The organism is Streptococcus respiraculi (assembly GCF_003595525.1).
Classification (GTDB): Bacteria; Bacillota; Bacilli; order Lactobacillales; family Streptococcaceae; genus Streptococcus; species Streptococcus respiraculi.
In genome coordinates, this window is record NZ_CP022680.1 from 1,760,462 (window position 1) to 1,786,351 (window position 25,890).

26 protein-coding genes and 1 riboswitch are annotated in these 25,890 nt (G+C 43.0%); of the genes, 4 read left to right on the top strand and 22 right to left on the bottom strand.

What is annotated here, in order from left to right:
• Positions 1-60: 60 nt before the first annotated feature.
• Positions 61-585 (top strand): biotin transporter BioY, encoded by a 525-nt coding sequence (locus tag CHF41_RS08505; RefSeq protein WP_119876863.1) that lies wholly within the window; start codon positions 61-63, stop codon positions 583-585.
• A gap of 30 nt (positions 586-615) precedes the next feature.
• Here CHF41_RS08505 and CHF41_RS08510 read toward each other — a convergent pair whose 3' ends face one another.
• On the bottom strand, positions 616-828 hold the full coding sequence (locus tag CHF41_RS08510; RefSeq protein WP_119876864.1) for a YdbC family protein: 213 nt from the start codon (positions 826-828) through the stop codon (positions 616-618).
• Between the two features lie 101 nt (positions 829-929).
• On the opposite strand from CHF41_RS08510, the gene CHF41_RS08515 reads away from it, so the two are divergent.
• Positions 930-1,262 (top strand): hypothetical protein, encoded by a 333-nt coding sequence (locus tag CHF41_RS08515; RefSeq protein ID WP_119876865.1) that lies wholly within the window; start codon positions 930-932, stop codon positions 1,260-1,262.
• Between the two features lie 556 nt (positions 1,263-1,818).
• On the opposite strand, the gene CHF41_RS08520 is transcribed toward CHF41_RS08515, so the two are convergent.
• Both CHF41_RS08520 and CHF41_RS08525 read right to left on the bottom strand, forming a co-directional pair.
• On the bottom strand, positions 1,819-3,108 hold the full coding sequence (locus CHF41_RS08520) for a peptidase U32 family protein (protein WP_119876866.1): 1,290 nt from the start codon (positions 3,106-3,108) through the stop codon (positions 1,819-1,821).
• Positions 3,109-3,116: 8 nt separating this feature from the next.
• Entirely contained in the window at positions 3,117-4,046 is a 930-nt protein-coding gene (locus CHF41_RS08525; RefSeq protein WP_119876867.1) for a peptidase U32 family protein, read from the bottom strand.
• A 154-nt stretch (positions 4,047-4,200) separates the two neighbouring features.
• On the opposite strand from CHF41_RS08525, the gene CHF41_RS08530 reads away from it, so the two are divergent.
• A complete protein-coding gene (locus CHF41_RS08530) occupies positions 4,201-4,521 on the top strand; it encodes a DUF3270 domain-containing protein (protein ID WP_119876868.1) in 321 nt (106 codons plus the stop codon).
• 306 nt (positions 4,522-4,827) lie between these two features.
• Here the strand turns inward: CHF41_RS08530 and CHF41_RS08535 are convergent, their stop codons facing one another.
• The 9 genes from CHF41_RS08535 to CHF41_RS08575 all read right to left on the bottom strand — a co-directional run bounded on the left by CHF41_RS08535 (position 4,828) and on the right by CHF41_RS08575 (position 12,359).
• Positions 4,828-5,313: a YtxH domain-containing protein gene (locus CHF41_RS08535; RefSeq protein ID WP_119876869.1), complete on the bottom strand. Its 486-nt coding sequence runs from the start codon at positions 5,311-5,313 to the stop codon at positions 4,828-4,830.
• Entirely contained in the window at positions 5,297-5,710 is a 414-nt protein-coding gene (locus CHF41_RS08540; protein WP_119876870.1) for a DUF948 domain-containing protein, read from the bottom strand. The genes CHF41_RS08535 and CHF41_RS08540 overlap by 17 nt, the downstream gene beginning before the upstream one ends.
• A gap of 71 nt (positions 5,711-5,781) precedes the next feature.
• A complete protein-coding gene (gene lgt, locus CHF41_RS08545; RefSeq protein ID WP_119876871.1) occupies positions 5,782-6,558 on the bottom strand; it encodes a prolipoprotein diacylglyceryl transferase in 777 nt (258 codons plus the stop codon).
• Positions 6,559-6,561: 3 nt separating this feature from the next.
• Positions 6,562-7,488, bottom strand: coding sequence for an HPr(Ser) kinase/phosphatase (gene hprK / locus CHF41_RS08550; protein WP_119876872.1), 927 nt, complete (start codon positions 7,486-7,488; stop codon positions 6,562-6,564).
• 323 nt (positions 7,489-7,811) lie between these two features.
• Positions 7,812-8,072, bottom strand: a complete 261-nt coding sequence (locus CHF41_RS08555; protein ID WP_119876873.1) for a PspC domain-containing protein — start codon at positions 8,070-8,072, stop codon at positions 7,812-7,814.
• Complete coding sequence (locus tag CHF41_RS08560; protein ID WP_119876874.1) at positions 8,053-8,823, bottom strand: hypothetical protein; 771 nt, start codon at positions 8,821-8,823, stop codon at positions 8,053-8,055. The genes CHF41_RS08555 and CHF41_RS08560 overlap by 20 nt, the downstream gene beginning before the upstream one ends.
• A gap of 49 nt (positions 8,824-8,872) precedes the next feature.
• Positions 8,873-9,325: a SprT family protein gene (locus CHF41_RS08565; protein WP_119876875.1), complete on the bottom strand. Its 453-nt coding sequence runs from the start codon at positions 9,323-9,325 to the stop codon at positions 8,873-8,875.
• Positions 9,312-11,441, bottom strand: a complete 2,130-nt coding sequence (locus CHF41_RS08570; protein WP_119876876.1) for a Tex family protein — start codon at positions 11,439-11,441, stop codon at positions 9,312-9,314. The genes CHF41_RS08565 and CHF41_RS08570 overlap by 14 nt, the downstream gene beginning before the upstream one ends.
• Before the next feature lie 402 nt (positions 11,442-11,843).
• On the bottom strand, positions 11,844-12,359 hold the full coding sequence (locus CHF41_RS08575; protein WP_119876877.1) for a QueT transporter family protein: 516 nt from the start codon (positions 12,357-12,359) through the stop codon (positions 11,844-11,846).
• A riboswitch (PreQ1 riboswitch) is annotated at positions 12,357-12,440 on the bottom strand. (Overlaps the previous gene by 3 nt.)
• 441 nt (positions 12,441-12,881) lie before the next feature.
• Here CHF41_RS08575 and CHF41_RS08580 point away from each other — a divergent pair.
• Entirely contained in the window at positions 12,882-13,328 is a 447-nt protein-coding gene (locus CHF41_RS08580; RefSeq protein ID WP_119876878.1) for a GtrA family protein, read from the top strand.
• Between the two features lie 57 nt (positions 13,329-13,385).
• Here the strand turns inward: CHF41_RS08580 and CHF41_RS08585 are convergent, their stop codons facing one another.
• The 10 genes from CHF41_RS08585 to polA all read right to left on the bottom strand — a co-directional run bounded on the left by CHF41_RS08585 (position 13,386) and on the right by polA (position 25,419).
• The gene (locus CHF41_RS08585; RefSeq protein WP_119876879.1) at positions 13,386-14,315 is read right to left on the bottom strand and encodes a YihY/virulence factor BrkB family protein; all 930 of its coding nucleotides are present in this window, start codon (positions 14,313-14,315) and stop codon (positions 13,386-13,388) included.
• A 22-nt stretch (positions 14,316-14,337) separates the two neighbouring features.
• On the bottom strand, positions 14,338-15,198 hold the full coding sequence (locus CHF41_RS08590) for a methionyl aminopeptidase (protein WP_119876880.1): 861 nt from the start codon (positions 15,196-15,198) through the stop codon (positions 14,338-14,340).
• A 1-nt stretch (position 15,199) separates the two neighbouring features.
• Entirely contained in the window at positions 15,200-15,763 is a 564-nt protein-coding gene (locus CHF41_RS08595; protein WP_119876881.1) for a GNAT family N-acetyltransferase, read from the bottom strand.
• 80 nt (positions 15,764-15,843) lie between these two features.
• Positions 15,844-17,109 (bottom strand): UDP-N-acetylglucosamine 1-carboxyvinyltransferase, encoded by a 1,266-nt coding sequence (locus tag CHF41_RS08600; protein ID WP_119876882.1) that lies wholly within the window; start codon positions 17,107-17,109, stop codon positions 15,844-15,846.
• 134 nt (positions 17,110-17,243) lie between these two features.
• Positions 17,244-17,984, bottom strand: coding sequence for a PHP domain-containing protein (locus CHF41_RS08605; RefSeq protein ID WP_119876883.1), 741 nt, complete (start codon positions 17,982-17,984; stop codon positions 17,244-17,246).
• A gap of 143 nt (positions 17,985-18,127) precedes the next feature.
• Entirely contained in the window at positions 18,128-19,321 is a 1,194-nt protein-coding gene (gene metK / locus CHF41_RS08610) for a methionine adenosyltransferase (RefSeq protein ID WP_119876884.1), read from the bottom strand.
• A gap of 573 nt (positions 19,322-19,894) precedes the next feature.
• Positions 19,895-21,112, bottom strand: coding sequence for an ABC transporter permease (locus CHF41_RS08615; RefSeq protein ID WP_119876885.1), 1,218 nt, complete (start codon positions 21,110-21,112; stop codon positions 19,895-19,897).
• The gene (locus tag CHF41_RS08620; protein WP_119876886.1) at positions 21,109-22,002 is read right to left on the bottom strand and encodes an ABC transporter ATP-binding protein; all 894 of its coding nucleotides are present in this window, start codon (positions 22,000-22,002) and stop codon (positions 21,109-21,111) included. The genes CHF41_RS08615 and CHF41_RS08620 overlap by 4 nt, the downstream gene beginning before the upstream one ends.
• A gap of 118 nt (positions 22,003-22,120) precedes the next feature.
• Entirely contained in the window at positions 22,121-22,588 is a 468-nt protein-coding gene (locus CHF41_RS08625) for a deoxycytidylate deaminase (protein WP_119876887.1), read from the bottom strand.
• Between the two features lie 191 nt (positions 22,589-22,779).
• Complete coding sequence (gene polA, locus CHF41_RS08630) at positions 22,780-25,419, bottom strand: DNA polymerase I (RefSeq protein WP_119876888.1); 2,640 nt, start codon at positions 25,417-25,419, stop codon at positions 22,780-22,782.
• Positions 25,420-25,890: the final 471 nt, after the last annotated feature.

Genomic DNA, 25,890 nt, shown 5'->3' on the forward strand with positions numbered 1-25,890 from the left:
ACTTTTCAGGTCAATCCTTTTATAATTTCGTTACCCTTCAAAAATAGAAAGGATAACAGTATGCATTCTTCACACACTAAATCCCTCATCTATCCTGCCATTGGAGCTGGATTGATTGCGGTTCTATCTCAGATTGTCATTCCGCTTGGTCCTGTCCCCTTTACATTACAGACGCTTGCGGTGGGGCTGATTGCTAGTCTCTATCAATCGAAGGAAGCTACAATAAGTGTCATCCTCTATCTCTTACTAGGTGCCATTGGTCTGCCTGTCTTTGCAGGATTGTCAAGTGGCATAGCAACACTTTTTGGCCCAACTGCGGGGTTTCTCTGGGGATTTTTGCTTTATGCAGCTGTGACTGCGTTCCTCACACCGCCTAAGTCCACTCTCGTACAGGTTTTCCTTGCGAATCTCTTGGGCGACGCCCTCTGCTTCTTGTCAGGAGGCCTTGTCTTTTCCCTAATTACTCAGAGCAACATGGGAAAAACACTGGCGCTGACTGTGCTTCCCTTTCTAATTCCTGACTTGATTAAATTGGTCATCATTACCCTAGCATACCGGCCACTCAGTCGAATTTTCAAGGTGTAAAATCACTAGACAGACCATTCTAGGTTTTGCTTAATTGCGAAAGGCATCGACCAAGACTTGAAATTCTTCATTAGATAGGGTAATGCCCTTGCCCATTTTACTATGGTCTGGGCTCCAAGTGCGGATATCGTACTTAGCAGGTGCGCCATTAAAGCTAACCCTATTCAATTCCTTAGTCCAGCCCTTCTCGTTTTCAGACAAAACGAGTAACTTTTCTTCAATTTCAAATGTAAATTCTGCCATCTTATTCCTCCTCAATACTTTATTCGTAAAAATTTATAAAAACTTGTCTTTTCTAAACATTTCCGATATGATAATTGTATCAATCTTTGGAGCATTTTACCATGAAAAAGTTTTTGTCCATTCTCTTTTATCATCTCAATGTCTTTTTGGGCAATCAGCCAGCCCAAAAAGAACTGTCAGACGAAGAAGATTCACCCTATCGCGACATAATCGAGCTGGCTCTCTATAAAAAAGCAGCAATTCACGTCATCTATGCTGATAAGAGCTTCACAGGCGAGATTGTCACATTTGACCCTGACAAAAATCGGATGATTGTTAAAAACTTCAAACGAAACGTGACCAGTATTATCCCCCTGAGCGATATTCAGCGCATCTCTCTCGTACCAGACAACATCCGAAAATCTCAACAATATAGCGAATTGAATAAAGGTTAGGATAGCGTTATACTCTATAAAAATCAAAATCTGACTAACTTCCACAATTGAGAATTGTGGAGGGCTGGAAATAGAATGAGCAAGTTGGTTACATCTGCGTCCCCGCTAAAGGGAGCCTCTGTTGTAACCAACTAAAGTTAGAACATCTGCGTCTCCGCTAAAGGGAGCCTCTGCTGTAACCAACTAAAGTTAGAACATCTGCGTCCCCGCTAAAGGGAGCCTCTGCTGTAACCAACTAAAGTTAGAACATCTGCGTCCCCGCTAAAGGGAGCCTCTGCTGTAACCAACTAAAGTTAGAACATCTGCGTCCCCGCTAAAGGGAGCCTCTGCTGTAACCAACTAAAGTTAGAACATCTGCGTCCCCGCTAAAGGGAGCCTCTGCTGTAACCAACTAAAGTTAGAACATCTGCGTCCCCGCTAAAGGGAGCCTCTGCTGTAACCAACTAAAGTTGGAACAGCTGCGTCTCTTTTTTACACTGCTCTTAGTCCGTGTTCAGTTCTCAATCCACTATAAATGAAACACCCGATTAACATCAGGTGTTTTTTCTATCCTAATTTACACACGAACAGTTAGGGACTGACCATCTTCCTGATAAAGATTGATTAGTCCTGACTTGCAGGCACGAACCATGTCCCCAGGATAGACTTCCTGCGGCAGACGAATAGCCAAGAGTTCCATCGGACGGTTAGCACGCTCGATTGGCAGACCGTCCGAATCACGCAAGTCCGTGATAGTAGTCTCAAAATGGCGGAAACCTGGACCGTAAAACTCGACCTCATCCCCCTCATTGATAACATTACGTTGGCGAATGGTTGCCGTCATCGTTGTCTTATCAAAAGCCACAACCTCTGCAATGAATTTATACTCAGGAATCTTGCGACGAGCGCCAAACAATTGCTCATTTTCTGTCGGCGGATTGTAGTAGAATCCTGTTGCCAACTCACGCTGGGCAACCTTCCATAGCTCGTCAATCAAGTCCTGTTTAATCGCTTCGAATTTCTCTGGACTTTCCAAGTAGGCATCTACCGCTGCCTTGTAGCAATTGGTCACGGTAGATACGTAGTGAACAGACTTCATCCGTCCTTCAATTTTGAGACTATCCACCCCATTTTCAATCATATCTGGGATATGGTCAATCATACACATATCCACTGCTGACATGGAAAATTCTTCAGGTACTTGTCCCTTAATGCTTCTGCGCTCTTCTCCAAATGGCAAATCATAAAGATTGTATTTCCAGCGGCAGGACTGCGAACAACCACCACGATTGGCATCACGGTTACTCATGTGGTTAGACAAAACACAACGCCCTGAGTAGGAAATACACATGGCTCCGTGAACAAAAGCTTCAATCTCAACGCTGGTACGCTTACGAATTTCGGCCAATTCTTCCATGGTCACTTCCCGCGCCAAAACGACTCGAGTCAAGCCCAATTCTTTCCAAAATTCAAAGGTTTCATAGTTGGTCGATGAGGCTTGGGTAGACAAGTGAATCTCAAGACCTGGCGCTTCTGTCGCACAAATCACAATCAAAGCAGGGTCTGACACGATAACGGCATCAAGTCCCATATCTCGCAATTCCCGAAACCAAGCTCCTGCTCCCACTTCATTTCCCTCGTGGGTCACCATGTTTGCTGCCACATAGACCTTAGCACCACGGGCGTGAGCATACTCAATCCCTTCTTTCATTTCTTCCATTGAGAAATTTCCAGCTCGGCTCCGCAAGCCGTAAGCCTGACCGCCAACAAACACGGCATCTGCCCCATAATCAATCGCTACTTTTAATTTTTCTAAGGTTCCAGCAGGCGACAAGACCTCTGGACGTTTCAATGTTCTTTCTGTCATATCGTTTCCTATTTTACCTTATCTCTATCGTATTCGTAAAAACCTGTATCTAGCCCACGCTCTTTAGGATGCAATTTACGTACCTGTTCATCCAATAAGAATGCCCGATCATAGGTCAATTCTCCAGCTTCTGCCAAGTCTCTTGCTTCCACAAAACATTTGGCAATTTCCACAAAATGTTCACCCGGACAGTAAATGCCATCCAATTTCCAATGCAGATAGTTGTGCTCAACCAGCTCTGTCAATTTCATCATCATGTCAATATCATTATTGATGAAAATGTGGGTCCCATGTTTGTCTTCGTAAATCGAATAATGGCTTTCTGGATCACTCGGTTCTGCTAGGAAAAGCCCCCGTTCTCGTGACAAATCCGTTTCATCAGCTTTTGTAAAATTGTAGTAATTCTGTAAAAGAGTCCGCTTGGAATGGTGAATCACTGATGCGCCATAGACTAAAATTTCCGCTGGGATTTCAAGATTTTGAGCAATATCAAAGAGTTCTGCAGAAGGAATCTCGCGGGCCAGCACCGCACCAACGGCACCATGGTCCTTCCAGAAGTTAATCTGGCGACTCGATGTAACAAAGACCGATGTATCGTAAATCAGCTTAAAATTGTAACCATCACGTTTGTTGATGTAGAAGATTCCCGTGTCACCCACAACCAAATGATCCACCTGGATTTCCTTCATCAATTCCATGAAGGGTTTGATGTTATCCATTGCTTCTTGGTGCATGAGGGCGTTAGCCGCAACAGTAAGTTCCTTACCAGCCTCGTGCGTCAAACGGGCAATCTCCCGCAGTTCATCATAGGTAAAGGAATGCGGAATCCGCAAGGCATGGTCTTCTTCTCCTACGTAAATGCGGTCCACACCCGCTTCTAATAGTTGTTTGACTTGTTCAATACTTTCAGCAGTTGCTGTAATCACAATTTTTTCCATAACGTTAATTATATCACACTATCGAGCCTTCTTCAGCACTTCCCTTCATTTTAATGTTCAGACTTTTCTCATTTTTTTGTAATGAAAATGTAACAATTCTGTTACAGAAAACTAGCATTGTTATGATAATCTTAATAAGCACAAAGGAGACGATATGGCACTTAGACAATATCGGCCTGACTATTACCAGTATGACGAGTCTATCCCGAAAGAGAAACAACAGGCCACCTATCAAGCATATCACGTAACCGATTCAGCTAGAGAACGAATCAAGGAATTTTTCTTCTTTTTAAATATCGCTATTTTTAGTGTGATTACAGTGGTTGCTACGTACATTTATCTTTCAAACGGCGTTCCTGTCTTTTTGGCCTTTATCTTAGCAATTTTAACAGGACTAGTCGGATTAAAGCTCGTTCAATTGTTCATCAAGAAAAAGCTCTATAAATCAAAAAACAGAACCAAAGCGAAACAATAAGTAAGGTTCTGTTTTTTTGTAAGTAAATAAATGACTATAAAAAAGAGTGAGGCAAAAGTCATAATTTCACTGAAATCAACTTCGTCATCTTCGCTTTCTCGTTTCCACTCTCAGGTATTCACAGTCCTCTGGGCTAGCCTCACTCTCTAGTTTCTAGAATCAGGTATTCATATTCCACTGGACTATCCTCTCCTTCTAGTTTTCGAGCTCAGGTATCAATAGTCACTCCCCTGACTATTGATATACGTCAAACTGTTAAATCTATAAAAAGAAACGAGCCTGGACACTTTTAGTCCAGGCTCTTATTTATTCTTCTTCTACCACTGGCAGGTCAATTTCAATGTCTTCTGTTGTAACAGCTAACTCTTCTGCCACTTCTTCTACTGAAGGAAGGGATTTAGCTTTTTCCTTGATTGACTCCACCAAGTCACCTGTTGTCAGGTTTTGCTCGGCAATTTTTTCTTTGATTTGCTCAAACTTTTCAAGGGATTGCGCCTTGACTAATTGCGCTTTTTCTTTACCGGATTGAACCAAGTCATCCACCGTCAATTCACCTGATTCCAATTGACCTTTGACAGAGTCAAATGTATCAACGGCTTGTTGACCCAAATCTTGTGCTTTTTGAATCAATTCAGCATTGATTTCTTCATGATTTTCTTGGTAATCTTTGGCAAAGCTAACCACTTTGTTTTTGACTGCTTGACCTGTCTTGGTTGCAAGAAACGCAGCAGCTGCGGCGCCACCTGCTGCACCCAACAAGATGCTTGTGAAAATACTAGATTTTTTTACCATGTTTTTCTCCTTTCTTTCCTAAAATGGAAGATAACTTACTAACGGCTGCCAAAGCGCCACCTGCTTTGACTGTATGTTGACCTGCTGTGCGAGCCTTAGCGGTTAAACCACGAGCAGAGGTGTTGAGGTCTGATACGGATTCTGATAAATCAGCAACTGCTACAAAGAGCGGATCAAGTGTGGCAACCTTACCATTGACATCTTCGACAAGGACATTTGTTTTTGCCAACAATTCATTGGTTTGATAGAGGGTTACATTGACATCACTGGTTAAAATCGTCAAACTTTGTTGGGCTTCATCCACCACATTTGATACTTTCTTTAACAAGAGAATAATGTAAACTGCAACAGCAGCAAGAGCTACTGCGATGATAAAAACAGATACTTCAATCAACATAAAAATCTCCTTTTCTGAGAATCTGTATTCATAAGCACTGAATAGAGTTGCTGAGCTGTGAATACAGATTCTTAATCTTGATAGTAGGGCAACGCTTTCCTGCGGCGATACATACCGAGAATAAGCGCCAGGATAATCAACAAGGCTGAAAGCCATTGGGAAACACGTAAGCCTAGTAACATCAGGCTATCTGTTCGCATCCCTTCAATGACAAAGCGACCAACTCCATACCAGGTAAGATAAAAGAGCGTAATCTCACCCTGCTTGAGTAGGCGCTTGCGCCTGCGTAAGATGCAAATCAGAACAAAGCCCAATAGATTCCATAAGGATTCGTATAAGAAGGTCGGTGTGCGATAGCTCCCGTCAATATACATTTGCTTGCGGATAAAGGCTGGCAAATAATCAAGCTGTGCCACACTTGCTCCGTAAGCCTCTTGGTTGAAGAAATTTCCCCAGCGACCAATCGCTTGAGCAAGCATGACAGACGGCGCTGCCACATCGAGAAAATCCCATGTTTCAATAAAGCGATGACGGGTAAAGAGAACCAAAACGAGGAAGCCCATCAAAAGACCACCATAAATGGCAATGCCTCCCTCCCAAATAGCAAAAATAGACAGTAGATTGTTCTTGTAAAGGTCCCAAGAAAAGGCTACATAGTAAATTCTCGCACCAATAATAGCTAGTGGAAAGGCAATCAGAATGAAATCTAAAATGTCTTCGGACAAGATCTTTTTCCGCGGTGCTTCTTTTGAAGCTAGAAAGACTGCTAAAATCAAGCCTGTAATGATACACAAGGCATACCAACGGATTTCAAGTGGTCCTAATTTTACAGCAACTGGATCAATCATCGGCTACTCCTTATTGCTTTCAATCAGTCTACCAAGGCGTTTTTCAAATTCCTTGGTTGCATCAAACCCCATTTGCTTAGAACGATAGTTCATAGCTGCGGCTTCGATGACGACGGAGATATTGCGCCCTGTTTTAACCGGAATTCGAATCTGCGGAATAGTAATCCCTGCAATTTCAATCGAATCACCACTATTTCCTAGACGGTCAAAGACCTTGCCTGTTTCATAGTTCTCAAGATAGATAGCAAGCTGTACTTCTGATGATTCCTTGACAGCACTTGCTCCGTAAAGGCTCATAATATCAATGATCCCAACTCCGCGAATTTCAATCAAATGTCGTAAAATCTCAGCAGGCTCGCCCCAGAGAGTGACATCGTCTTTTGCATAGACATCCACTCGGTCATCAGCGACGATACGGTGGCCACGTTTGACCAACTCAAGCCCCGTCTCGCTCTTACCGATTCCTGAATCTCCTTGAATCAAAACGCCCATACCATAAATGTCCATGAGCACTCCGTGGACACTGGTACGTTTTGCAAGACGAGAATCCAAGTAAGAAGATAATTCGCCTGCCAAGCGGCTGGTTGCACTCTGACTTTGGAAAACTGCAATACCTTTTTCTTTAGCTGCCTGAAACATCTCCTCAGGAATTTCCAAGCCGCGCGCCACAATCACTACTGGCGTTTCAGGCTGAAACATCCTCCGCAAGACCTGATAACGGTTGTGAGATGTCATAGCCATTAAGTACGACCATTCTTTCATTCCCATGAGCTGAATCCGCTCTGGAGCATAATAGTCAAAATATCCTGTCATCTCAAGTCCAGGACGTGTGATATCAGATGTTGTAATCTCTTTTTCCAGTAACGCTTCTGTGCTGTAGGCACTGCTCACACGCACATTGTCAATCAAATCTTTGACAAAAACTGCCATATCATACCTCTCTACTCTCTAAACATCAAAATCTGACTAGCTTCCACAATCGAGAATGGTGGAATGTGGGAGATAGTGCTAGCAAAGCTAGCCACCTCTAAACCGAAAGTAGTCGAAAGAGTTGAGAACTATTTCAATCCGGAAATAAGAAAAGGGTCTACTTTTCTCAACCTTTCAGCAAGGTGAGCTAACGACGTTAGCATTTGATGTTTGACGAGTACTATTTCTTTACAGACTATTATATCATAAGACAGGAGGATAATACAAAAAAGGAAGTAGCAAACATCAATTTCCGAGAAGTCAATGCTTGCTACCCCTACCATTTATTTATGAATTTTCTCTGCGTCTTTTATCTTACGAGGTCCCGTTCCGTAGCGTTCTGCATAAACATCTTCTTTAAAGGGAAGTAGGACAGCAGCGAGGATATACGCCGCAATCGCAAGTAAGCCGATACGACCAAACAAGCAGATGATTACAAAGATGATTCGTGTTAGGTTTAGCTCCCAATGGAAGCGACTGGCAAGTCCTGCTAACACGCCAGAGACGAGCTTGTTGTTTCGCTGTTTATAAAATCCGAATGGCATGTTGTACTCCTTTCACGATAATCGGGCTAGTCACTGTTTTGATATGAAGGTGGAGAATATTGTCTCCTTTCTTTTCACAAAAATAGGGACTGGTCTTCTTTTTCTTATTAATCACCAGTTGACCGACTGAGCTTTCAACCTTGCCACGCAAGCCCTGCTGTTTAGGGACTTGGAGATAGATAGGTGCTTCGACGAGTTGTAAGAAGAGGTGCTGAGACATCTGGCTTATGGCTGTTATACGGATATCCTGTTGTTTCTTATCCGTCGCACTATGGATAGACACATCTTCAAATGGAAGATGGTCTAATCTCGCATCTGCTCTTCCCAACTCTAAATTTAAAATCGACATCCACTGATTCGGCAGGGAAACGGTCATATGGCAGGGAAGATTGGAAGCAAAATGCAACCCTTGATTTTCAACATAAATCTGAGGTAAAAAGGCTTGATGGGTCTGTTGAGGATAGACAAGGTGAATCTGCACCTGCTCAGACTTGCTTTTCACAAAGGCAATTTTTCCCTCTGAGACACTGATAAAGAGAGATTCAATGTCCGAAAAGGCATAGTCTTGTTTCAACTTGGAGGAAGAAAAAATCTTCAAGCTCGGAAGTGTAAAGCTTAAGCGTGGCTTTTCCTCCTCGACTAAAAAATCTGGCTCTTCATCAAACTCTAAAAAGCAGGCACGTGCTTCTTCTTTTGTTAGAACACCTTTTTCATATAATTCAATCAATCGTTTTTGTGGTTCTCGTGCCATTTTCTCACCTCGATTCTCTTCTATTATACCATAGACAAAGCAAAAGAAATCAGCCCAAGGACTGATTTCTTTGATTAACTACTGTCAGGAGGCCACGGCACTTACCGCAACGATATTTTACTGTATTCACACGCCGTTTTCGTGGGTAAACTTGCCCGCACTGCTGGCAGCGGTAGAGATAAGGAGTTTGTGTAGGAAATGCTAGTTGCGGGGCATAGCGCACTCCATCTACTTTCTTTAATAATTCCTTGAAATCCCTGTCCGTGTGGCGATAGCCTTTTTGCTCAAAATACAGATGATAATGGCAGAGTTCGTGGCGGACAATCTTGCGAAACAAGTCCTTGTCTGCTTCATAGTAGCGGGGATTGAAGTCCAAATGTCCGTCCTTGGGAAAGAACCGTCCCCCTGTTGTTTTCAATCGACCATTCCAATGGGCCTCATGGCAAAATTCTTTTCCAAAATCCTCACGGGAAACTTTGCATACATACTCAGTGAGATTCATGAGGCGGCACCAAGCTGAGATTGACTTTTTCACGAACCGTATCCAATTTGTAGACCCAGACTGTTACCAAATCTCCAACTGAGACCACTTGACTCGGATGTTTAATGAAGTTTTTGCTCATATTTGAAATATGAATCAAACCATCTTCATGGATACCAATATCAACAAAGGCCCCAAAGTCAACCACATTCCGAACAACACCTTCTAGCTTCTGTCCAATTTCTAAATCTTTAAAATCCAGAACATCTTGACGCAATACAGGTGCTGCAAAGTCATCCCGCAAATCCCGACCCGGCTTGAGCAAATCAGCAAGGATATCTTTCAAGGTTTCGTTTCCAAGACCAAGCTCTGCAGCCATTTCCGTCACTTTTACCGCTTTTAATTTTTCCTGCGCGGCTTCATCTAATTGCGCGATTCCTAACAGATCAAAGAGTTTTTGGACAGCTGGATAGGACTCTGGGTGAACTCCTGTATTGTCCAAGAAATTGCTTGCTTCTGGAATCCGTAAAAAACCAGCCGCCTGTTCAAAGGCCTTGTCTCCTAGACGTGGAACTTTTTTCAGTTCAGCTCGTGAGGTCAAAGCTCCGTTTTCTTCGCGGTATTTAACAATATTCTCTGAAATCGTCTTGTTGAGACCAGCCACATGGGCAAGGAGGGCAGGACTCGCAGTATTGATGTTAACACCGACCTGATTAACCACCGTATCGACTACGAAATCAAGGCTTTCAGATAATTTTTTCTGATTGACATCATGCTGGTATTGACCGACACCAATTGATTTGGGATCAATTTTGACCAGCTCCGCAAGTGGGTCTTGCAGACGGCGGGCAATGGAAATGGCCGAACGTTTTTCAACGGTTAACTCTGGAAACTCATGTCGTGCTAACTCAGAAGCCGAATAGACAGACGCCCCACTCTCATTGACAATCACATAGCGGACATCTGGAAAATCTTGGAGCACTTCTGCCACAAAACTTTCTGATTCCCGGCTAGCCGTCCCATTTCCAATCGCAATAATTTCGATACCATATTGACCAATCAAGGCTGTCAAGTCTTCTTTTGCCTGTGCAATCTGTGCCTGTAAAGCTGGCTTAACAGGGTGAATGACCTGAGTTGTCAGAAGTTTTCCAGTCTGATCGACCACCGCAAGCTTAGCCCCTGTCCGAAAGGCTGGGTCAAATCCTAAGACCATTTTTCCCTTAAGTGGTGGCACCAAAAGAAGGTTGCGCAGGTTATCTGAGAAGAGGGAAATCGCTCCTTCTTCAGCTGTTTCTGTCGATTCTGTCCGAATGCGACGCTCCATGGCAGGCAGAATCTTCTTCTTGACCGCTTGGCTGATAGCCTCTGTAATATAGGCATTTTTCTGCGGGAATCGCACTTCAAAAAAGCGAAGAATTTTCTCGATGTTGTGTTCAAAAGAGACTTTTAAAGCACCTAATTTCTCCCCACGATTGAGAGCAAGTGTTCGATAGCCTTGCATATTTGCCACTTTTTCAGAAAAGTCATAGTACATTTGAAACACTTGCTTTTCATCGGCTTCTTGGTCCTTTAATTGTGATTGAAGACTGGAATATTGCAAGACTTCATGGTAGGTCCAGGCCCGCAGTTTCACATCTTCTGAAATCGCCTCAACCAAAATATCCACCGCACCAGCTAAACAAGCGTCAGCTGTATCAAAACCTTCGCAGATAAAGGCTTCAGCCTGTGCTTCTAAGTCTGCGATATTTTGCAAAATGAGCCGCGCCAAGGGAAAGAGACCTGCTTCGCGGGCAATGGTCGCCTTGGTCCTACGTTTTTCCTTATAGGGCAGGTAAAGCTCTTCCACATCGGCTAATTTTTCAGCTTCTTCAATAGCCTTGCGTAGCGCATCGGTTAATTTTCCCTGCTCCTCAATCTTAGCTAAAACAGTCGACTTGCGCTCGCTTAGCGCTGTCAAGGACTTGTCCAAATCGATGATGGACTTGATGACAACCTCATCTAGATTTCCTGTCATTTCCTTACGATAACGAGCGATAAAGGGAATGGTATTGCCCTCTGCAGTCAGGGTCAAAACCGTTTCAATTTGCTTTAAACTAACACCCAAATCTTGGGCAATTTTCAAATATTTTTCTTCCATAATCCTTATTATATCATGGATGTTGAAAAGAAAAAAGAGCGAGCTATGGTCTATAACACATAGACCATACTCCTCTTTCTTATAGTCTTTTCATTTTGATTTAGTACTAGGCAACGAGTTGCAGGTATAACTTAGGTTATCTGAGGATTATTTCATAATCCTTATTTCCAACCTTCAAAAGTCTCCCAGACTGTTGGAGCAAGACGAGTTAACGACGTCATCAATTAAAACGAATAACTATCTATCATAAAAAAGCCGAGCAATGCCCAGCCTCATGTCCTTCCTGTTGTGACCTAATACTCATTTACATTCAAGATAAATTCTTTGGCTCACTTCGCTCGCTACTTCTCCAACATTGATCGAAAAGCAAATGTACGAATGATATGCCATTTTGGATGAGTATTAATTTGTAAAATCAATTCTCTGGGCCAATCGGTCAATGACCAGAGATCCTACGATGAGGGAGGCGAATTCTCCTACAGCAGTTGTAAACCATGTTGCTAAGAAAGGGGTGCTTGCTAGAAAATACAATTCAAGAGCAATGGTAAACATGGATAAAGAAAAGAAGATAGAAAAGTAGAAAAATGCTTTATTGATTATCCCATTGAAGAGATACTCTTTTTGATATTTTTTAAAGAAATAAACACCTAGTGCTACAAAGACGAGGGTCGACCCTCCACCGACAAAAACATCAATCACTCCAAATCCAATGAAATTCGAAATCATACAGCCAATCGTAACAGCAATAAGATATTTACGATTATAAAAGGCTAAAAAATTCAGCATTTCTGACAAACGGAACTGATAGGCTCCGTAGGAAATCGCATTGAGAGGTGGCGTTACTGTTAACACCACGTAAATCGCCGCAACTAAGGCAATGTGTGCCATGTCACGAACTGTCCATTTTGTTTGATTCATATAAGACTCCTTTGGCGGCTAAACCGCGTGTAATATGCTTGGCTAAAGGAAGGAAGTGCCAAGGGTTGCTAAGATGAGAGGCTGTTGAAAAGTCTCCGCAAAATTAGGACGGTGAGCGCTGGTTCGATGAACCTAGCGAAAACGGACCCCTAAAGGGAGCCAAATCTGTAGGCAGCTAAAGCCACAACACCTTTGTCTCTATTTTGCAAGACTTTTAGCACGAACTCGATTCACAGGATGTGAAGTCGTGGAAAAACCGAATGTACTCAAGAGCATCCATATCCGTAATGCGAGCAAAGCTCACAACGGCTACAGCAAAAATAGGGGATTGACCGTCGAATCAGTAATTCGAGGACAAGACATCTTTTTTCCGAGGTTTTAGGCTGAACTCAGTTCAATAAGATGTGAAGCCGTGGAAAAACCGAATGTACTCAAGAGCATCCGTTTTTTCGGCCAAGGGCTTCTCATTTTCACAACATTTCTAGTATAGCATAATCAAGAATAATATGATAGACTTAGAGTATGAAAAAACATCTAAAAGCATTTTTTGAGAATGAAATCCTATCCTATTTGTTTTTTGGAGTAGCCACTACTCTTGTCTATATCCTTACGAGGACCAGTCTTTTCTTCCTAATTCCTCAAACCCTCCTTGTTGTCTTTATTGCCAACTGTGTTGCCATTTTATTTGCCTTTGTCACAAATGACCAAATCGTCTTTAAACAAGAATGGCCAGGCTGGCCAGCACGGCTAGTCAAATTTATCTCTGCAAGGATTACGACCTTGTCGCTTGATATGCTACTGGCTTACATTCTTGTCGATGCCTTTCCACAATTTATTGGGCAATTTGTCAATCAAGATCCTCCCCGTATCAATGCTATCGCAACCCTCATCTCACAGGTTCTCGTCATTGTGCTGAACTATGTGTTGAGTAAAGTATTTGTCTTTCAAAATACAAAAAAGGACTCCTAAGTCTGAATCACACCCCCATTTGTTACATTTTCTATCTAACAAATGGGGCGGTTCAAGTCAGGAGTTCTTTTTGTCATTATTTTTTAAAAATCGTGCTTTGATGCGCTGTATAATCGATGCAATATCACCTGGTCTAGTGTCAAATTCGTCCACCTGCAAGCTCTGGACAGTAGCATTTAAGACTGCCCCGATAATGAGGATATCAGCCACAAAAATAAACCAAAGCATGAGTACCAAAATAACGACCGAGGTCACAAGGCGAAAGTCCAGAAAGCGATTAGTATAGGAATCAATATAGATGCCAAACACTTGACCCACCGTCGCCATAATCGCTAGAACAAAGAAGGAACCTGGAAAAACATAGCGGATTTTTTTGATGCGAACATTGGGAAGGAAAAAATAAAGCATGACCAGCGCAAAAAAGAGAGCGATGTAGGCAACCAGTTGGGTCTGATCAATCAGATTATCAAATAGGGGATCAAAATGAAACTTGGTAGACAGTAATTGGAGCAAGGTCTTACCGAATGCCAACATCATCACGCTAAAAATGATAATCCCTTGTAAGCCAATACCTAGAAACATGCCAACTGCCCGACTGATGATGAAATCGCGATGCTGATCGACACCGTACGCCTTATTGACTGCCTTTTGAAGAGCTGCCATGCTTTTTGAAAGGGTCCAAAGCGTTGTCACAATGGCAATTCCTAACCAAGACGATGATGGACGTGTCAAGATACTGACGACCATATCTGCTGCTGGCGGATAGAGTTTTTCAGGAAAAACCTCCGCCAAGACCTCTAAAATTTGTTTGACATCAATCTGTAAATAGGGTAAGAGGTTGGCTAGGGTCAGCAAAATGGGAAAAACTGAGATAATCAGGTAGTAAGCCACTGCCACACCTGTCAAATCAAGCTCAGCCGATTGGTAAAAATCTAAAAAGGAGGTGACAAATAACTTGCAGCTGCTCCAGAGCTTCTTTCTGTTCATTGTTCCTCCTTTTTCAATCAGACTAATAAGTCCCTTCTTCTCCCTGACTAGTCAAGATGACTGGACCGTCTTTAGTGATGACAAACTGGTGTTCGTATTGGCAAGACAAGCCACCATCTAAGGTTTTATGCGCCCAACCAGTCTTTTCATCGGTATCAATTTCCCATGTGCCGGTGTTAATCATTGGCTCAATGGTCAAGACCATACCCTCACGCAAACGAAGTCCTCGACCTGCACGACCGTAGTGAGGCACCATTGGTTCCTCATGCATAGTTGGTCCAACACCATGACCGACCAAGTCACGCACAACGCCATAGCCTTTGCTCTCTGCATATTCTTGAATCGCAGCACCAATATCACCAATACGGTTGCCGACCACTGCCTGCTCAATTCCTCGATAGAGACATTCTTTGGTCACATCCATTAAATCTTTAACTTCTTGGCTAACTTCTCCTACTGCATAGGCCCAGCAAGAATCCGCTAGACCACCAGCATATGGCTCAGTATAGGTTTTCATCAGAGCGACATTATCAAAGTCTAGTTTAGAAACATCTACTATCTTTTTATCAAGTGGTTCGCTCAAAACCATATCAACCTTCAGTAAATCCCCTTCTTTTAACTTGTAATGACGTGGGAAAGCATGTGCTACCTCATCATTCAAACCACAACAAGTCGCATAAGGGTAATCCATTAAATGTCCATCTACTCCAATTTGAAGCGGCAAAACATTTTCTTCCTTACAGCGTCTGCGGACATATTCTTCTACTTCCCACAGGTCAAGACCCGGTTTAATCAGGTCACGCAAGCCAATATGAATACCCGCAAGAATATCTCCTGCCCGATTCATAGCGTCAATTTCTCTTTGTGATTTAATCGTAATCATCTCATCCCTCTTCTAATAGCTCATACTGTGAGACAAGTAGCTGAAACTCTACATACTCACGCATTTTCCGACTGTAGCGGTCACTCCCCTTGTACTGGCGGAGCTTTTGAAAACCTGCTTTTTCTGCCACGCGCTGACTGCCCCGATTTTCTAAATGGGTCACGATACACAGTTTTTTAAAACCGACATAGTTAAATCCAAGATATACAAGGGTTTTTAGGGCTTCTGTCATGAGACCTTGCCCCCAGAAATCTTGATGCAGAAAATAGCCGATTTCTGCTTCTCTTTCTCGTTCGTCGATACTTTCAAAACGAATACAGCCAATCATCTGACCCGTTATCCTATCTTCTATCGCCCAAACTCCCAGCGGATGTTGCATAAAGGTGTGAACCAACAAATTGGTCGTCTCCTCAATCGCCACTCTGCTAGGTATAATGTAGGTCGTGTTCTGGTGATTCGAAAGAATGCGGTGCAAGTCCTTCCTATCCTCATAGGAAAAGGGGCGGAGCAAGAGACGGTCTGTTTCAAAGCTGGCATACTGCGCTAAGGGTTCCCAAATTGTCATTTTCTGTCCTTACTAAAAAGCGAGCAAGCTAATCGTCCACCGTGTCTTCGATTGTCCTTGCTCACTTACCTGTTAAGAGGCTACTCAGCTCCATCAATGAGCTCAATATCTGCTCCTAAGTCTTTTAATTTCTCAATGATATTTGAATATCCTCGAAGAATAAATTCAACGTTTGTAATTTCAGTTTGACCTTCGGCCATCAATCCTGCAATAACCATCGCAGCACCTGCTCGTAAGTCCGTTGCCTTAACACGTGTACCATTGAGCTTGTTTGGTCCTTGGTAGCTGATGCGGCTACCCAATACACGAATATCTGCTCCCATATTGGCCAATTCTTGTACATGACCGACACGTTTTTCATAGATGGTATCTGTAATAGTACCTGTTCCTTCAGCCTTGAGCAATAGCGGTGTAATCGGTTGTTGCAAATCCGTCGCAAAGCCTGGATATGGTGAGGTTTTCACGCTAACGGCTTTCAACTTGTCCTGCTTTTCAACAAAGATACTGTCTTCTGACACCGTCATGCGAACACCCATGGCTTCTAATTTGGCAATAAAACCTTCCAAATGTTCATAGAGAACATTGTCGATTCGAATGCCTGCACCAACAGCTGCGGCAAGTGCGATGTAGGTCCCTGCTTCAATGCGGTCTGGAATGACCTGATGGCGAGTACCGTGTAAGCGATTAACACCCTCAATCGTAATCACTTCTGTACCTGCACCACGGACATGGGCTCCCATATTGTTCAAGAGCGTTGCAACATCAATGATTTCTGGTTCACGAGCTGCATTTTCAATTACCGTACGGCCGTCTGCCTTAACAGCAGCAAGCATAGTATTGATAGTTGCACCAACACTGACTGTATCCATGAAAATATGCGCTCCGTGGATGCGTTTGCCATTGGTAGACAGGTGCATATTCTGCCCTTCATAGGTCATGCTTGCACCCATTGCTTCAAAAGCCTTTAAATGCAAATCAATCGGACGCGGCCCTAAATCACATCCTCCAGGCAAGCCCACGATAGCTTGACCAAAACGACCTAGCAACGAACCGTAGAAATAATACGAAGCACGTAGGCTATTGATTTTCCCAAAAGGCATCGGCATGTCTTTGACACCACGGGGGTCAATTTCCAAAGAATCTCCACTACGCTTAACCGTCGCTCCCATGGTCTCCATGATGTCAATCAAGCTGTCAACATCAGAAATATCAGGTACTCCGTCTAAACTTACAATGCCATCTGCTAAAATAATTGCTGGAATCAGAGCTACAACTGAGTTTTTAGCCCCACTGATGGTCACATTTCCTTTCAACGGACGACCACCATTAATCACAATTTTTCTCATACAATTCAAATCTCTTTCTCAAATTCGCCAAAATAGGCATACAGTTTATTGTATCATATATCGAACTAAATAGCTAGTTTTTCAGTTTGGAGAATGAGAAAGAGCCAACTAAATGATTGGAGATAGAGGACTCACTATACCAACCATTCTTCTTGAATGCCGCACTCGTCTAAGATTTGCTCAATACGGTCAAAATGCAGACGAAAATGACTTTGAAAATGTCCGTCAGAACCAATAGAATAGCGTTTGCAACCCATTTCCTGCAAGATAGAAAGGGCATAGAGATAGAGTGACTCATTGTCATACAAGTACATGGACTTGCTGTTTAATTCAAAGGCTAGATTGTAATCCATCATCTTCTGAAAGAGCCTACGTAATTGTGGTTCAAACTCTCGTAATTCATCGACTGTAAGCGAAAGTTTTCTGAAACCATAATCAAAATGAGCCAGCACATCTGCTGGAATTCGCTCAATGGCTTGTTCTACCTCTTGCAAGTAAGACACAATATGCTCTTTTTGATTCAAAGATAAAACGTCGTCCTCCAAATAATCAAAACTACCATTATGATGGACAGAAAGCAGTTTCAAATCGAATTCTTTTCCTTCTAAATAAGCTAAAGTATCCGCTTCTCGAGGAGCATAATAACCAATTTCAATTCCCTTTTTAATCCTATTTCCATACTGCTGATTCAGTCGCTCAATTTGCTCTGTGTATGCTTGATAATCTGGTACATCATCACGAGGACCACCTAGATAAGGATTGGACAAATCAAAATGTTCTGTTGTCACAATTTCTCCCTCATAAATAGCTAAATAATCTTCAAATTGTGCCTCTGCATCGTAAGAAAAATAGGTATGCAAATGGTTATCCCGCATGATGTTCTCCCTTATTTGGAATAATAAGCCCAATCATCTAGGTAATTGAACGAGCTCCCATACTACTCTTTCCTCATGATTGCCTTATTTTCAGTATATCATATTTTTTATAAAAGAAAAGACTGGATAGTCCAGCCCTTTCATCAAGATTCTATTTTCTTTTTGAGCGCTTCAACCTTATCTAATCGTTCCCATGGTAGGTCAATATCTGTCCGACCCATGTGCCCGTATGCTGCTGTTTGGCGATAAATTGGTCGTTTTAAATCCAGCATTTGAATAATGCCCGCCGGGCGAAGGTCAAATAATTCACGAACAGCCTCTTCAAGGCGACTTTCTGCCACCGTACCTGTTCCAAATGTATCAATGCGCACCGATACAGGATGTGCTACTCCAATGGCGTAGGCTAGCTGAACTTCTGCTTTCTTCGCAAGACCTGCTGCAACAATGTTTTTTGCAATGTAGCGTGCTGCATAAGAAGCCGAGCGATCGACCTTGGTTGCATCTTTTCCAGAAAAAGCACCGCCACCGTGGCGAGCGTATCCGCCGTAGGTATCCACAATGATTTTACGACCGGTCAAACCAGAGTCTCCCTGAGGTCCACCGATGACAAATCGACCTGTTGGATTGATGAAATACTTGGTTTTGTCATCGAGGTATTTTACTGGAATCACTGCTTGAATGACTTGCTCAATGACATCTTTACGAATTGTTTCCTGACTCACTTCTGGATCATGCTGGGTTGAAATCACCACCGTATCCACGCGCAAGGGTTGGCTATCTTCATCATATTCAACTGTGACTTGGCTTTTGGCATCTGGACGCAGATAGGAAATAACTCCCGATTTCCGCAAATCCGCTAATTTCTTCACCAATTGGTGACTGAGTGAAATCGGTAGTGGCATCAATTCAGGTGTTTCATCCACTGCAAATCCAAACATGAGTCCCTGATCCCCCGCTCCAATCTGATCCAGCGGATCTTGATCACCATTTTCACGCACTTCCAAAGCCTCATTGACCCCTTGAGCAATATCAGGTGATTGCTCAACCAAAGACGGATGAACCCCAACCGTTTCAGCTGAAAATCCATACTCGGTATTGGTATAGCCAATTTCTGCAATCGTATCACGCACAACGCGATTGATATCAACATAAGCCGTCGTTGAGATTTCCCCAAAGACATGGACAGACCCTGTATACACAGCCGTCTCAGCCGCCACATGGGCCTCACTATCCTGCTCCAAAATCGCATCTAAAATCGCATCGGAAATCTGATCCGCAATCTTATCCGGATGCCCCTCAGATACCGATTCAGAAGTGAAAAGTTTACGTTCTGACATCTTCATGTCCCCCTTTAAATAAAAATGATCCTAGAAAAACAACTACTAGCTGACCCATTCCCCTACAACCGCTCAACATCCTAATAGCGACTATTGTACAATGACGTATGACTTTACTACTAATTACTATATTCAAGTTACGACGCTTTCCCCAAGCGAACGAGATTTTCGCTTGGGGAAAGCTAGTAAGTCGTTTAGGTTGACCGCAGGATAGCGGCAACCGTAGAAAAATGTGCGACGAAGGAGCCGTTTTTCTTAGCGAGTTAAAAGTTACAAAGCACCGATTGTCCTCTTTGGAGTAAACAATCGCCTTTTCGGGACTTATAACTCCTCTAGTATACCATGTTTATCAAGAAATTTCAGAATTTTTCAAGTCATTTTTGTATTTCATACAAAAAGAAAGGCTTGCGACAAAAGTCTGATTAGAAAAGCAAAAAACGAACAAAGGAAGGGTTAAAACCTTAACGCTCTTCCTTTGTTCGCTTTTTACATATATTTTAGTAGAAAATGCTATATGAAATGATAGAGTTTCTTATGTGAAAATCTTTTTGTCTCAAGTTCTTCACATCTTTTTTATCGACTCTTAATGGCACGTTGGAAATTTTTCCATAGGCCTGCATCATCTGTTTGGAGAATGAGGGGCGCATAGATCTTGCCAATATACCAAATACTAGTTGAAGTTGTCGCTAACAAAATGAGGAGCGACAAGAATCCTTCGAGGCTAGATGCTTCTTCATGAATCAGGCGAATCGGCATGAAAAATGGTGAGAAAAATGGAATATAAGAGCCAATGGTAAGTAAGATATTCTCCCCCTTCACTCCCAAGGTCACGCTCATCATCATAGCCACAACAACCAGTAAGACAAGGGGTTGAACCGCCTTATTGGTATCTTCCACACGCGTTACCAAGGCGCCACAAGCTGCTGACAGGACAATGTAGAAAATCAAGCCTAATAGCATGAAGAAGACTGTAAAGACGGTAGAAGGTTGGAATAAGAGCGCTACTATTTCTTGGTATTGTTCCAAGAACATCTGAACAAGTGGAATACGACCAGCGACAAAGTAAGCAAGGAGAAAACCAACTACATAGATGGAAATATGGGTCAAGACAACTGCCACAATCCCCAACATACGCCCGTAAAAATAATTAGAAGCACGAACACTGGAGAAAATGACCTCCATGATCTTGGTTCCTTTTTCATTCGCAATATCCTGCGCTGTTGTCGTTGCGTAAATGATAAGGAGCATATAAAGTGCCATCGATAAGACAAAAACCAAACCTGATTGCAATGTCTGAGCTAATTCTGTATTTTTCTCAATGACTTCATCATAGCTGATTTCTTGAGATAGGATTTTTTCTTGCTCCCCAGTCAACCGAGCGGCTTTCTGGTTCAAATCTGCCTGAAGTTTTTTCAGACTGCTCAAGATAGATTCCTTAGCAAACCGATTCATGCTCTCCTTACCATGATAAGCAGCATGCACTTGATCTTCTTTGACATCTAGCACGAGGTAACCATCAATTTTTCCATCGTCTAATGCTTTTTGGGCAGCCGTTTGATCTTGGTATTCAAAATCGTACTTATCCTTATCCTCTCCTAGGGCTTGTGCAATCTCAGGACTGGTCGAAACGATTGGGAGCGGTTCAGAAGAAGATTGGGACATACTAACAAGAATACCCCCACCGACAGAGAACCCTAAAAAGATAAAGGGACTCAAAACCATAAACAAGAAACTCCATGATTTCACATGACGGAGATAGGTTTCTTTCATGACAATACTCATTTGTTTCATAGGGCTACTCCTGATTCTAACTTGAAGATTTCATCAATCGTTGGGGCTTGCTGGTCAAAGGTTGACACGTATTGTCCCTGAGTGAGAATATCAAATAAGGCTGGGCCTGCTGACTCATCATCCAAGACGAGACGCCAAGTCCCTTGCTTGGTCCGACTGGCACTGACCACATGCGGGAGAGCTTCCAATTCTTCCTGCGTTTTCTCACTTGCGACAAAGATTCGTGTCTTACCGTAGCTATTCCGAACGTCCTCAATCGTACCTGAGACAACCACTTTCCCGTCACGAATCATCAAAATATCATCACAAAGTTCTTCGACATTGGTCATGACATGGTCTGAGAAAATAATGGTCGCACCACGTTCTTTTTCTTCAAAAATTACCTGCTTGAGTAGCTCCGTATTGACAGGATCAAGTCCGCTGAAAGGCTCGTCTAAGATAATCAAATCAGGCTGGTGCATGAGAGTGATAATCAACTGAATTTTCTGTTGATTTCCCTTAGATAGGCTTTTTATTTTATCAGTTGGATTGCCTTTTACCTGCAATTTTGCCATCCAAAGTGGTAATTGTTCCTTGATATAGGAGGTCGAAAGACCTTTCAAGCTAGCTAGATAATGCACTTGATTATAGACCGTTAATTTGGGCATCAAGCTGCGTTCTTCCGGTAGATAGCCGATTTTCTCGTAGGTTTGCTGAGAAATTGCCTCTCCGTCTAAGCGAATCTCTCCCTCATAGTCTAAGAAATGTAACATGCTATGGAAAATCGTTGTTTTCCCCGCACCATTTTTCCCGACTAGACCGACAATCCGTCCCTTCCCTGCTTGGAAATCAATTCCATGCAAAACAGCCTTGTCACCAAAACTTTTCTTCAGTCCCACTACTTCTAACATTGAAGCCTCCTTTTTGTGCCATGACGATATGTGAGCGTTTCCAAAATAATACATCTATTATACTCCGAATGGCTTAAAATCACAATAGCCATTTTCTGAAGGAGCGCAGCACGAACCATTAAATCCAATCCGTCTGGCTAATCGCTTCTTGGACCTTCTCAATCGGTAGCTGAACAAGTTCGCATTGTTTTTCCTGATAGAGATATTTGGCATAATCGTCTATGCGGTATTCATTGATATAGACTACGCGCTTGCAACCTACTTGAAGGAGCTGCTTGGAACAGTTAAGGCAGGGAAAATGCGTCACATAGGCGGTAAAACCTTTTGGAATCCCCCGCTCTGCACCTTGTAAAATAGCATTGACCTCAGCATGAAGCGTGCGTACACAATGACCGTCCACCACCAGACATTCCTGCTCCAAACAATGTTCGGTACCTGAGACAGAGCCGTTATAGCCTGTTGCCACAACTTTATTGTCCTTGACCAAAACGGCTCCAACCTTTGCCCGTTTACAGGTTGCCCGATTGGCAATCAAGAGGGCCTGAGCTGCAAAATATTCATCCCATGCTAACCGTTTTTCTGCCATTTTCTATTCTCCTCCTAGCTATTTTCCTTATTATACCATGTTTTTTTGAAAAAGGAGAGAGATAAAAAGACAAGTCACCTCTTACAATAATCTACCCCAGATAGCACAAGTTGACACCATCAAGTAGCAAATCTCAGCGCGGAAAGCAAGAAAAGAATGAGCCACGTATCGCCCATCCTTTCCTTGTTCTATTATTTAGCTTCATACCAAGTCTTGCCTGCATTTTCATCGGCAATGAGAGGAACAGACAATGAGATGGCTGCTTCCATGACTTCCTTGACCATGATGCGAACCGTGTCTAGCTCATCATTTGGTACTTCAAGGACAATTTCATCATGCACCTGCAAGAGCATACGGGTACGTAGACCTGCTTCTGTCATAGCTTTATCTAGGTTAATCATGGCTACTTTGAGCACATCAGCAGCCGAACCTTGAATCGGTGAATTGATTGCGGTTCGTTCAGCAAAGTTGCGTACATTGAAATTGCGTGAATTGATGTCAGGAATTTCCCTGCGACGGTGATAAATGGTCTCTACATAGCCCTTATCCCGCGCTTCACGGACAATGCTCTCCATATAGTTTTTGATACCTGGGAAGCGTTCAAAATAGGTATCAATATAAGCTTTTGCTTCCTTACGAGTAATGCCCAGATTATTGGACAAGCCAAAGTCAGAAATCCCATAAACCACCCCGAAATTGACTGCCTTTGCATTTCTACGGTCGTTTGCTGTCACATCTTCTGGCTTATCGATGCCAAAAACCCGCATGGCAGTCGAAGTATGAATATCTGCCCCCTGACGAAAGGCTTCAATCAAGTGTTCATCTTGAGAAATATGCGCTAAGATACGTAATTCAATTTGCGAATAGTCCGAGCTGAGTAGGACACTATCTTCCCATTCTGGCACAAAGGCCTTACGAATCAGGCGACCTTGCTCAAGTCGAACAGGGATATTTTGCAAGTTGGGATCAGTACTGGACAAGCGACCTGTCTGAGTTAAATCTTGAACATAGCGGGTACGGATTTTCCCGTCTTCCATAATGGCTTCTTGAAGACCAATCACGTAGGTCGATTGCAACTTGGTAATCTGACGATACTCAAGAATTTTTGACACGATAGGTGCAATCGGAGCCAGTCGTTCCAGGACATCGACAGCCGTTGAATAGCCTGTCTTGGTCTTTTTGGTAAATTCAAGTGGCAACCCCATTTTCTCAAAGAGGATAACGCCTAGTTGCTTAGGTGAGTTGATATTGAACTCCTCACCAGCTAGTTCATAAATCTCCTCAGTCAACTGATTAATCAAGACATCATTTTCAACCTGCATGGCTTTTAAGGTTTCTGCCTCAACCTTAATCCCGGTCATTTCCATTTTAGCAAGGACATTTGAAAGGGGTAGCTCCATGTCAAAGAGGAGGTCTGACTGCTGATTTTCAGCCAGCTTAGTCCGCATAATTGACTCAGTCTCAACCAGAACGGCCAACTTATTAGCCAAGTGTTGATAGAGATCTTCTTGGTCAGGTAGTGCACGCCTCACTCCCTTGCCATAGACTACCTCATCCGCATCTAGACTATATGAACCGTAGAGCTTCGCAATCGTTGCAATTTCATTGTCTTCAACCGTTGTCAGCAAATATTTTGCCAAACGACTATCAAAAGCCGCGAGTTCTAGGTCAATCCCGTAATGGGAAAGAAGAACCTTGCTACGCTTGAAATCGTAGGTCTTAATGGCTGTATTGGTCAGAAATTCTCGCAAAATATCTTGTGAGAGCAGCGCTTCTCCGCCTGCGTAAATGGTCTTTTCATCTCCCCAAACTAGACCGATAATCGACTCTTTATGATAGTTATCCCCAAATATTTCAAAGTAGAAGAACTGGTCTGGATGAAGCATATCGGCTTCAACTGTCTCAACTGTTACAAATTCATTCTTAGTCGCAGTCGGCGCTGTCGCCTCACCTCCTAGCTGGGAACGAAGAAGTTTGAAGCCCATATCCTCATAAAAGCGAGCGAGTTCTGCCATATCTGGCCCTTGATAGACAAGATCCTCTAAGCCAATGGTAATCGGAGCCTCTGTATCAATTGTTGCGAGCGTCCGTGAGAGAAAGGCTTGCTCTTTGTCCTGAATCAGATTATCCTTCATCTTGGACGGCTTCATGCTGTCGATATGTTTGTAAATACCGTCTAGCGATCCGTATTCGGTCAGGAGTTTAAGCCCTGTCTTCTCTCCAATTTTAGTCACACCAGGGATATTATCTGACTTATCTCCCATGAGAGCTTTTAGGTCGATGAACTGGGTCGGAGTGATGCCCATTTTTTCCATGAGGTAGGCTGGGGTAAATTCCTCAAATTCTGCGACACCTTTTTTAGAAATTTCAACAATTGTATTGTCATCTGTCAGCTGAATCAAATCCTTATCACCGCTGACAATCGTTACATCAAAAGGCACGCTGGTCCGCTCTGCCATTTTATCCAAAGTCCCGATAATGTCGTCGGCTTCGTAGCGCTCCAAATCATAGTGACGAATCCCCATGACCTCAAGCATCTGGCGAATGAAGGGAAACTGCTCGCGGAACTCGTCTGGCGTCTTGGCACGACCCGCCTTATAGTCCTCGTACATCTCTGTACGGAAGGTCGTCTTGCCCGCATCAAAAGCCACCAACACATGAGTGGGCTTGATTCGCTTCATCATGTGGTCCAGCATGAGATGAAAACCGTAAATAGCATTGGTATGAAGGCCTGTTGGGCTCTTAAAGCGATCAATTTGATTGTAGAGTGCAAAGAAAGCACGAAAGGCTACCGATGAGCCGTCTATTAGTAATAATCTATTTTTATCCATAGCCTTATTATATCATACCTAGCCTCATTTTCTTGCTTGGACTCGCCAAAAATTACATTCTGACCTTGCTACCCCAGTTAAAACCAAAACGACTATATGACTATATATAGGTTAGAACATCGTTAAGTCGCTTTGATAAACGCTAGTTCTATCTGCAGCTCCTTGCCTATCCTATTCATAAGATACGAGGGCGTTAAAAAAGCGAATGAAAAATAGGAAATACGACGAAGAAGCGGAAACATCTAGGAGTATTTATCTTTTTTCCGAGCTTTTAGCCCGAGTTCAATTCCGCAAGATACGAGGCGTTAAAAGCACACAGTGAAAATAGGAAGTCTGACGAAGAGTCTAAGGAGAGTTTGCTCTGTAAACTCCTATCACTCACCTCCAAAGGTATACTATACCTTTGGAGCTAGGAAGACTTATCCCTAAAGGGAGCCTCAGCTGTAACCAACTGAAGTTGGAACATCTGCG

Bases quoted from the DNA above. Each gene is read 5' to 3' on its own strand.
- CHF41_RS08505 (WP_119876863.1), top strand. From the start codon at position 61: ATGCATTCTTCACACACTAAATCCCTCATCTATCCTGCCATTGGAGCT.
- CHF41_RS08510 (WP_119876864.1), bottom strand. From the start codon at position 828: ATGGCAGAATTTACATTTGAAATTGAAGAAAAGTTACTCGTTTTGTCT.
- CHF41_RS08515 (WP_119876865.1), top strand. From the start codon at position 930: ATGAAAAAGTTTTTGTCCATTCTCTTTTATCATCTCAATGTCTTTTTG.
- CHF41_RS08520 (WP_119876866.1), bottom strand. From the start codon at position 3,108: ATGACAGAAAGAACATTGAAACGTCCAGAGGTCTTGTCGCCTGCTGGA.
- CHF41_RS08525 (WP_119876867.1), bottom strand. From the start codon at position 4,046: ATGGAAAAAATTGTGATTACAGCAACTGCTGAAAGTATTGAACAAGTC.
- CHF41_RS08530 (WP_119876868.1), top strand. From the start codon at position 4,201: ATGGCACTTAGACAATATCGGCCTGACTATTACCAGTATGACGAGTCT.
- CHF41_RS08535 (WP_119876869.1), bottom strand. From the start codon at position 5,313: ATGGTAAAAAAATCTAGTATTTTCACAAGCATCTTGTTGGGTGCAGCA.
- CHF41_RS08540 (WP_119876870.1), bottom strand. From the start codon at position 5,710: ATGTTGATTGAAGTATCTGTTTTTATCATCGCAGTAGCTCTTGCTGCT.
- lgt (WP_119876871.1), bottom strand. From the start codon at position 6,558: ATGATTGATCCAGTTGCTGTAAAATTAGGACCACTTGAAATCCGTTGG.
- hprK (WP_119876872.1), bottom strand. From the start codon at position 7,488: ATGGCAGTTTTTGTCAAAGATTTGATTGACAATGTGCGTGTGAGCAGT.
- CHF41_RS08555 (WP_119876873.1), bottom strand. From the start codon at position 8,072: ATGCCATTCGGATTTTATAAACAGCGAAACAACAAGCTCGTCTCTGGC.
- CHF41_RS08560 (WP_119876874.1), bottom strand. From the start codon at position 8,823: ATGGCACGAGAACCACAAAAACGATTGATTGAATTATATGAAAAAGGT.
- CHF41_RS08565 (WP_119876875.1), bottom strand. From the start codon at position 9,325: ATGAATCTCACTGAGTATGTATGCAAAGTTTCCCGTGAGGATTTTGGA.
- CHF41_RS08570 (WP_119876876.1), bottom strand. From the start codon at position 11,441: ATGGAAGAAAAATATTTGAAAATTGCCCAAGATTTGGGTGTTAGTTTA.
- CHF41_RS08575 (WP_119876877.1), bottom strand. From the start codon at position 12,359: ATGAATCAAACAAAATGGACAGTTCGTGACATGGCACACATTGCCTTA.
- CHF41_RS08580 (WP_119876878.1), top strand. From the start codon at position 12,882: ATGAAAAAACATCTAAAAGCATTTTTTGAGAATGAAATCCTATCCTAT.
- CHF41_RS08585 (WP_119876879.1), bottom strand. From the start codon at position 14,315: ATGAACAGAAAGAAGCTCTGGAGCAGCTGCAAGTTATTTGTCACCTCC.
- CHF41_RS08590 (WP_119876880.1), bottom strand. From the start codon at position 15,198: ATGATTACGATTAAATCACAAAGAGAAATTGACGCTATGAATCGGGCA.
- CHF41_RS08595 (WP_119876881.1), bottom strand. From the start codon at position 15,763: ATGACAATTTGGGAACCCTTAGCGCAGTATGCCAGCTTTGAAACAGAC.
- CHF41_RS08600 (WP_119876882.1), bottom strand. From the start codon at position 17,109: ATGAGAAAAATTGTGATTAATGGTGGTCGTCCGTTGAAAGGAAATGTG.
- CHF41_RS08605 (WP_119876883.1), bottom strand. From the start codon at position 17,984: ATGCGGGATAACCATTTGCATACCTATTTTTCTTACGATGCAGAGGCA.
- metK (WP_119876884.1), bottom strand. From the start codon at position 19,321: ATGTCAGAACGTAAACTTTTCACTTCTGAATCGGTATCTGAGGGGCAT.
- CHF41_RS08615 (WP_119876885.1), bottom strand. From the start codon at position 21,112: ATGAAACAAATGAGTATTGTCATGAAAGAAACCTATCTCCGTCATGTG.
- CHF41_RS08620 (WP_119876886.1), bottom strand. From the start codon at position 22,002: ATGTTAGAAGTAGTGGGACTGAAGAAAAGTTTTGGTGACAAGGCTGTT.
- CHF41_RS08625 (WP_119876887.1), bottom strand. From the start codon at position 22,588: ATGGCAGAAAAACGGTTAGCATGGGATGAATATTTTGCAGCTCAGGCC.
- polA (WP_119876888.1), bottom strand. From the start codon at position 25,419: ATGGATAAAAATAGATTATTACTAATAGACGGCTCATCGGTAGCCTTT.